The organism is Rhodococcus sp. IEGM 1354, assembly GCF_030056855.1.
Taxonomy (GTDB): domain Bacteria; phylum Actinomycetota; class Actinomycetes; order Mycobacteriales; family Mycobacteriaceae; genus Rhodococcoides.
The window spans coordinates 1-212 of sequence record NZ_JASHKT010000097.1 but is presented as its reverse complement, the minus strand read 5'-3'; the positions used below and the strand labels follow the sequence as shown (position 1 = coordinate 212).

Here is a 212-nt window from a genome sequence, read left to right as displayed (position 1 = left end):
CCGGCATACCGCTCGAGTCCGCCAGCAATGGGTGGTCCCCGTTGCGCACGACGCGTCCGTGATGAATCTCGTACCCGGACACCGAGATACCGTCTGCCGTACCGGTCATCTGCGCCAGCACCTTGTCCGGAGCGAACTCGACATCGAGGTCCAGCAGACCCAGTCCCGCGGTGGTCCCTGATCCTGATTCGACGTCGTCGACGATGGAATTA

General features: G+C 62.7%; 1 pseudogene. It reads right to left on the bottom strand.

Going from position 1 to position 212, the window contains the following annotated elements:
* A pseudogene (locus tag QM588_RS25695) lies at positions 1–212 on the bottom strand (cobyric acid synthase); the annotation flags it as partial.